The organism is Acinetobacter sp. UBA3461, from assembly GCF_002381195.1.
In the GTDB taxonomy this organism is placed as follows: domain Bacteria; phylum Pseudomonadota; class Gammaproteobacteria; order Pseudomonadales; family Moraxellaceae; genus Acinetobacter; species Acinetobacter schindleri.
Genome location: NZ_DFRO01000019.1, coordinates 25,365 through 31,457, shown reverse-complemented (window position 1 = coordinate 31,457; position 6,093 = coordinate 25,365). Strand labels below are relative to the sequence as shown.

The following is a 6,093-nucleotide window of genomic DNA, read 5'->3' as shown; positions in this document are numbered from 1 at the left end:
AAATCAAGGTGAAACTGGTATTTATTATTTGAATATTGAGAGAAAGAAATTTTCTATGAAAATTATTAAAAAAGCCTATAAATATAAAATTATAGGCTATTAAATTTTAACAGTCAGGATCTACAATGTAGCTTGTTTGATTAAATTTTTGCCATGCGCCTGTAGCAGCACCATCGACTACTAAAATAGAAATAATACCCCAGTCAATAAATACACCTAGAAGAGTAGTAGGATCAAAAGTTTTCTGAGGGATCACTGTTGTTGTTTTGCAGCCATTTTTTTCAGCTTTTAGTACATAATTTTCTTTCTTTTTAAAAGTATAAACGGCGTTATTTTTCCCCATATATTCTTCATTCACATAAAGTTTAGCTTCGGCATCATTACTGCGAATATTTACAGTTTGACTTGACCCATTAAACATAGTTGCACACCCTGCGCTGAAGAGAAATGATGCAGCTAGAATAGGTGTTAGAATCTTTTTCATTTGTTACCCCTTTTAAAAACGTTAAAAGATATCTTTTCCAATAATTTAGTCAAGCTGTTTAGATTTAGGTCTATACAAAATAAAAAAGAGCGCCGTAGCGCTCTTTTTAACTGTGAAAATTATTCACCCTTTGGCTTTGCATTGGATTTTTTCTTTTTCACTTTGGCCTTTTTCTTTACTTTACCTTTATCCTTTGTTTCAGGCTTTCCTGCAGATTTTTTAGCAGGCTTTTTGCTGTAGGAACTGGGTTTTCCTTTGTCTTTTTTGCGTCGTATGGGTTGTTCTCCATCTGTATTATCTTTGGCTTTGGACTCGCGTTCATGTTTGCCAAAGACTTGTTCAGTCGCTTCCGGACGGACTAAAGGCTTTTTCTCTGCGACACGGGGGGCACGGGCGCGGATTTGACGGCCAGCATGAGTTAACTGTTGTACCAGTTCAAAGTCAATCTTACGTTCTTCCAGATTCACCCCTGCAACCTTGATCTTGACTTCATCCCCCAGACCGAAGATTTGCCCACGGTTCTGACCGACCAGGCTTTGGCTGCTTTGATCAAAGACAAAGAAATCATCACCGAGCTGGCTGACATGTACCATGCCATCTACATAGAGATCTTTCAGGGTAATAAACAGACCAAATTCTGCAGTCGCACTGATAATACCAACAAATTCTTCACCCAGATGTTGCTGCATGTAGTGACATTTCAACCAGGTCGTTACAGAACGTGAAGCTTCATCAGCACGACGTTCAGTTGAAGAGAAATGCTCACCGGCATCATCCAGCGATGCACCCGAAATAGGATATGGTTTTTGTGCCAACTGCGCTTTAATCGCCCGATGTAACAACAGGTCAGGGTAGCGGCGGATCGGCGAGGTGAAATGCGTATAGGCATCATATGCCAGACCGAAGTGACCATTGTTCTTCGCGCCGTAGTAGGCCTGCATCATTGAGCGTAACAGGACTGCATGAATACTTGGTGCATCAATACGATCTTTGGTCGCTTCAATCACTTCCTGATAATCTTTCTGGGTGGGTTGTTCCGGGAATTTCAGACCAAGTAGCTTGACGAAGTCACGTACTTTCTGAATGCGGGAAAACTCTGGTGGCTGATGCACACGGTACAGCATTGGAATTTCATTTTTCAGCGCATATTCTGCCGCCGCCACGTTGGCGAGCAACATGCACTCTTCAATCAGCTTATGCGCATCATTACGGGTGCGTGGCAGAATTTCTTGAATACCACCCAGCTCATCGAAAGTCATATAGGTTTCGACAGTTTCGAATTCCATGGCATGACGATCCGCACGCAATTCTTTCAGCACCTGATACAGCTGGAATAGTGTATTCAGTGATTTGCGTACATCACGATCTTCAGTAATCGCGTTACTGTCACCATCAAAATACTGTGCAACCTGGTTATAGGTCAGACGCGCTTTGGAATGCATCACAGAAGGGTAGAACTCAAAACTGGTCACACGGCCTGCACGTGAAAGTTTTAAGTCGCAGACCATACAGAGACGGTCAACATTCGGGTTTAAGGAACATAAGCCATTGGAGAGTGCTTCAGGCAGCATCGGCAAGACATAATGCGGGAAGTAAACCGATGTACCACGTTCCTGAGCTTCGTCATCCAGTGGCTTGCCAACACGGACATAATGGCTCACATCTGCAATTGCCACGACAACACGATAACCACCGCCAGGACGTTTCTCTGCATACACCGCATCATCGAAGTCGCGAGCATCTTCACCATCAATGGTGACTAAGGCCAGGTCACGCAAGTCGATACGACCTTCTCGATCCTTAGCATTGGGTTCTTTAAAACTTTCTGCTTCTTTGATGACTTCATCAGGGAATTCGTAAGGCAGACCATATTCCAGAATGGTTTGTGGAATGATGATTTCCGTATCTGCTTTATCTGCCATTGACTGAATAATATGCGCAGTCGCAAATTCTTCTTTGGTTGGATAAGTATCAATCGCAACACGAATCGAATCACCAACTTTAACCTGAGCATGTTCAATCAGTTCTTTTTCTAGGGTGATCGGCTGATGTGCATTCGGGCTGGCAGGTTGTACGAAATATTCACCTTCATGCTGGCAGACTTTACCAATAACCTGTTTGACACGATGTTGTACCACTTCAGTAATAAAACCCCAGGCCTTACCTTTGCGGTCGACTGAAGTTTGGCGGACTTTAACGCGGTCACCATTAAAGACTTGGCGCAATTCGCGCTCGGGCAGTAACAGATCATCCTGACCGGAAATATTGGCTGTACCCATGCCTTTAGAATTGATATACACCGTGGCTTCATATTCCGGTTGTTCAGTAGCAATCTGGAATTTATAACCATCTTTCATTAACTGGCCATCACGCACCATGGCAATCAGGCGGTGACTCAGGGCATCAATACTTTTTTGATCTGCAATTTCAAAATGTTCCACCAGGTCGGCATGCGACTGGGCATTATTCTTTTCTATGGTTTCTAAAATCAGCGTGCGACTTGGGATAGGGTTGTCATAACGTTCAGCTTCAGCTTTTGCTTCAGGATCGACCCAATTTTTCATCATGTCTTTAAATTTTCCTAGGAGATGGGATTAGCATAAGACATGTGCGCTCAGACTGCACGTAAATGATTGCAATAATCTGTTTAAGTTTCCGTTTTTCGGCGGATTTTCGACTATTGGATAGAAAGCGGAGCTTTTTCGCACAATAAGTGTATAAAAACAGATAAATTGTTTAAAAAGTATTTAATCGAGCAAAAAACTGCACTTTTTTTTAAAGCTTTGCTTGCAGTGCTATGCCGAAATTTGTATTATGGCGGCACGTTACGGTGAGATGGGTGAGTGGCTGAAACCACGTCCCTGCTAAGGACGCATACGGGTAACTGTATCGAGGGTTCGAATCCCTCTCTCACCGCCACGCTTACTTATGTCGCGCGCTCATAGCTCAGCTGGATAGAGCACTTGGCTACGAACTAAGGGGTCGGGAGTTCGAATCTCTCTGAGCGCACCAAGTAAGTTAAGCAGAAAAACGTATTGCCAACCTAGGCACACAAGTTACGCGCTCATAGCTCAGCTGGATAGAGCACTTGGCTACGAACTAAGGGGTCGGGAGTTCGAATCTCTCTGAGCGCACCAACTTGAACAATCAACCGCACATGTTGCGGTTTTTTTGTGCCTGAAATTTTCTGGAATTAGGCTCAAATGCCAGTGCTTAATTTTCACTATGCCGCTATGAATCTGATAGCTAAACTAGCTTAAGGTCGAAAGCTGATACGCTATTAATTGCTTTTAGGTATAAATCTACAGGAAAAATTCACCGATAAAACCTGAATTTAACCATATCGTTTATTTACTGTACGTTCGGTTGGGTTTTTATTAAAAAAGACTTAACAAGTTTAGAAAAACATATATAATGCACCCCATCAAGACGTCGCGCTCATAGCTCAGCTGGATAGAGCACTTGGCTACGAACTAAGGGGTCGGGAGTTCGAATCTCTCTGAGCGCACCAATCTTGATAAGAATTCTCAAAAAAAACCGCACATTGATGCGGTTTTTTTACGTCTGTAGTTTTTGATTTATAGATATAAAAAAACAATAACTGCTTTTGAATTTACTTCAGCTTTTGCTGTACTTTAAGTGCATAGACCGTATTTGCTCCAACTGCTGGCAGAATATCGTGATAAGGCATACTGCGCATGGCACGTAATAAAAATGGGGCCTGATCATGAATCTTCATGCTGCTGGTCATTTGAAATAAAGTGCCATGAGCTTGTGGCAGCAGTTTCATTCCTGCCTTTACAAATTTTAAATCTCCGCCAATCGCATCAAACTGGCTTTGCAAAGGTGAGGGCTGCTGATAACGAAGCTTAAAATCGAATGGAATCTGGATCACTCCCAACCCAACCGATACCTTATAGTTGGCATCCATCTGCTGACGATTCACTGGATTGAGTTCCACTTTACGAATCTGTCGTGGGAATAATTGCTGACTGGCATCAACTGCAAGCCAGGGCTGCAGTTTCTGAACCGGTTGTGGATAATAATGAAAACTGCTACTAAAACGCATGTTTTCTGAGGTTTGACCATATTTGAGCTGACGTGCAGGCAGAATAAAGCTGACAGGCTGGGCAGACTGCTGACTCAGTTGAGTGATTTTCTGAATTTGCCCGGTATTAAAATGTACTTGAGGGATCTGGCTTGCAGATAATGGAATGCTCGACTGGGATTTAAAACGTTGCTGTAAAGCTTCAAGCAGGAACGCATTGGTACCAGCAGGGATACCCAGTTTAGCTTCAGGTAAGGTATTTAAAATTTTGCTAAACAGAAAGCCTTTCGGCTGATTTAAGTCGCCCCATTGTGTCACGGTGACCAAGGTTTTATTTGCTCCAAGTGCAAACCATTCCAGCCGACCAGCACCATAAGGAATCGGGGCATCCACAATCAAAGTTTCAATACTGTTTTCTGACACATGATGCTGCATCACCACATTTTCCTTGAAATTCAGCACTGGAATGGGCGTAGGAATATGTACCTGATAACGCACCTGCTGGATGTGTCCGCGGGACTCCAGAATCTGAGCAGACTTGAGCGCTGGAAACAGGCCGGCATAGCCCTGATAATTTAAAAGATGTTTTTTAACCTGAGCCTCAGGAATCGGTAATATCACCGCACTGCTATAAAATTGTACACTTTGAGCAGCTGCCTGCTTAAAGGTCGGAAGCTGTAAGGATTGTCGAGGATGTGCATAGATGAATAGTCGGTCACCGGTCAAATCCGCTAGCTGCTGTGGACTACCGGAAAAGACATCGATACTGCTCGGAAGTGCCGGCGTCCAGGGAATAATTTTCGCCCAGCTGAAAGGAATATAAGTCATGCAGAGGCAAAAAATCAGACACGGTTTTAATGATTTCATACAACGTCCTGTTGTGCATTTTATTATTCTGATAGTTGTGGATTAAAAACGATTTTTATAATGAGCGGAAGCAAAGATATGTAATTCATTTCCGAATACATTTTGCTAATGGGGATAGCAGTGAATTTGATATAGTATGAGCCAAGGATTTTTATATTTTGATGTGATGCTATGACTGAGTCAGCACCGACTTTATCAACCCGCTATTTTCTGACTTTAGAAGAATCTCAGGATGGATTTGCTTTGGCTACTTTTGGCAAAAAGCAGATCAGCCGATTTCTGACTCCTTTGGTAAGTGTCGGGATCATCATCTGGGGCTTTTCTATGGGCTTTGATGGGGTAGGGCGTTATTACGTGGCACTGGGTGCATTCTTTCTGCTTTTACAGGGCATCATGCGTTACTGGTTCCTGCCGATGATGTTCAAACGCCAGTTTGTGAAATACCAGTTCGGCAAGAGCGAGCAGGGTATTGACCTGTATCAGGACCATGCCGAAATCTTCCATAATGGCCGCAACAAGATCGTGCATTACAGTGAAGTGCAAAACTTTGCCAAAGGCAAGCTGACCTATATGCTGGAACTTAAAAATCGTACTGTGGTGATCGTACCTAAACGCGCCTTTGCCGATGCCACCGAACAAAGCATTTTCGAACGTACTTTCAAGAAATAATTTCAACATTTAAAAGGGAAAATAG

4 protein-coding genes and 4 tRNA genes are annotated in these 6,093 nt (G+C 43.0%); 5 read left to right on the top strand and 3 right to left on the bottom strand.

Annotation, left to right across the window (positions count from 1 at the left end; all coding sequences use genetic code 11):
- Nucleotides 1-106: 106 nt before the first annotated feature.
- Nucleotides 107-484, bottom strand: coding sequence for a hypothetical protein (locus B3D47_RS03760; protein WP_004809758.1), 378 nt, complete (start codon nt 482-484; stop codon nt 107-109).
- 119 nt (nt 485-603) lie between these two features.
- Nucleotides 604-3,051 (bottom strand): ribonuclease R, encoded by a 2,448-nt coding sequence (gene rnr / locus B3D47_RS03755; protein WP_286859983.1) that lies wholly within the window; start codon nt 3,049-3,051, stop codon nt 604-606.
- 262 nt (nt 3,052-3,313) lie between these two features.
- Here rnr and B3D47_RS03750 point away from each other — a divergent pair.
- The 4 genes from B3D47_RS03750 to B3D47_RS03735 all read left to right on the top strand — a co-directional run bounded on the left by B3D47_RS03750 (nt 3,314) and on the right by B3D47_RS03735 (nt 3,995).
- A tRNA-Ser gene (locus B3D47_RS03750) sits at nt 3,314-3,403 on the top strand.
- A gap of 16 nt (nt 3,404-3,419) precedes the next feature.
- Nucleotides 3,420-3,496 (top strand) — tRNA-Arg (locus tag B3D47_RS03745).
- A 48-nt stretch (nt 3,497-3,544) separates the two neighbouring features.
- A tRNA-Arg gene (locus B3D47_RS03740) sits at nt 3,545-3,621 on the top strand.
- Nucleotides 3,622-3,918: 297 nt separating this feature from the next.
- A tRNA-Arg gene (locus B3D47_RS03735) sits at nt 3,919-3,995 on the top strand.
- Nucleotides 3,996-4,097: 102 nt separating this feature from the next.
- Here the strand turns inward: B3D47_RS03735 and B3D47_RS03730 are convergent.
- Nucleotides 4,098-5,399, bottom strand: coding sequence for an SRPBCC family protein (locus B3D47_RS03730; protein ID WP_286859982.1), 1,302 nt, complete (start codon nt 5,397-5,399; stop codon nt 4,098-4,100).
- Between the two features lie 171 nt (nt 5,400-5,570).
- Here B3D47_RS03730 and B3D47_RS03725 point away from each other — a divergent pair, with 171 nt between their 5' ends.
- Nucleotides 5,571-6,068, top strand: a complete 498-nt coding sequence (locus B3D47_RS03725; protein ID WP_004809751.1) for a YcxB family protein — start codon at nt 5,571-5,573, stop codon at nt 6,066-6,068.
- Nucleotides 6,069-6,093: the final 25 nt, after the last annotated feature.

What these genes read in the sequence shown, in the direction of transcription:
- B3D47_RS03730 (WP_286859982.1), bottom strand. Translation starts at nt 5,399, where the DNA reads ATGAAATCATTAAAACCGTGTCTGATTTTTTGCCTCTGCATGACTTAT.
- rnr (WP_286859983.1), bottom strand. Translation starts at nt 3,051, where the DNA reads ATGATGAAAAATTGGGTCGATCCTGAAGCAAAAGCTGAAGCTGAACGT.
- B3D47_RS03725 (WP_004809751.1), top strand. Translation starts at nt 5,571, where the DNA reads ATGACTGAGTCAGCACCGACTTTATCAACCCGCTATTTTCTGACTTTA.
- B3D47_RS03760 (WP_004809758.1), bottom strand. Translation starts at nt 484, where the DNA reads ATGAAAAAGATTCTAACACCTATTCTAGCTGCATCATTTCTCTTCAGC.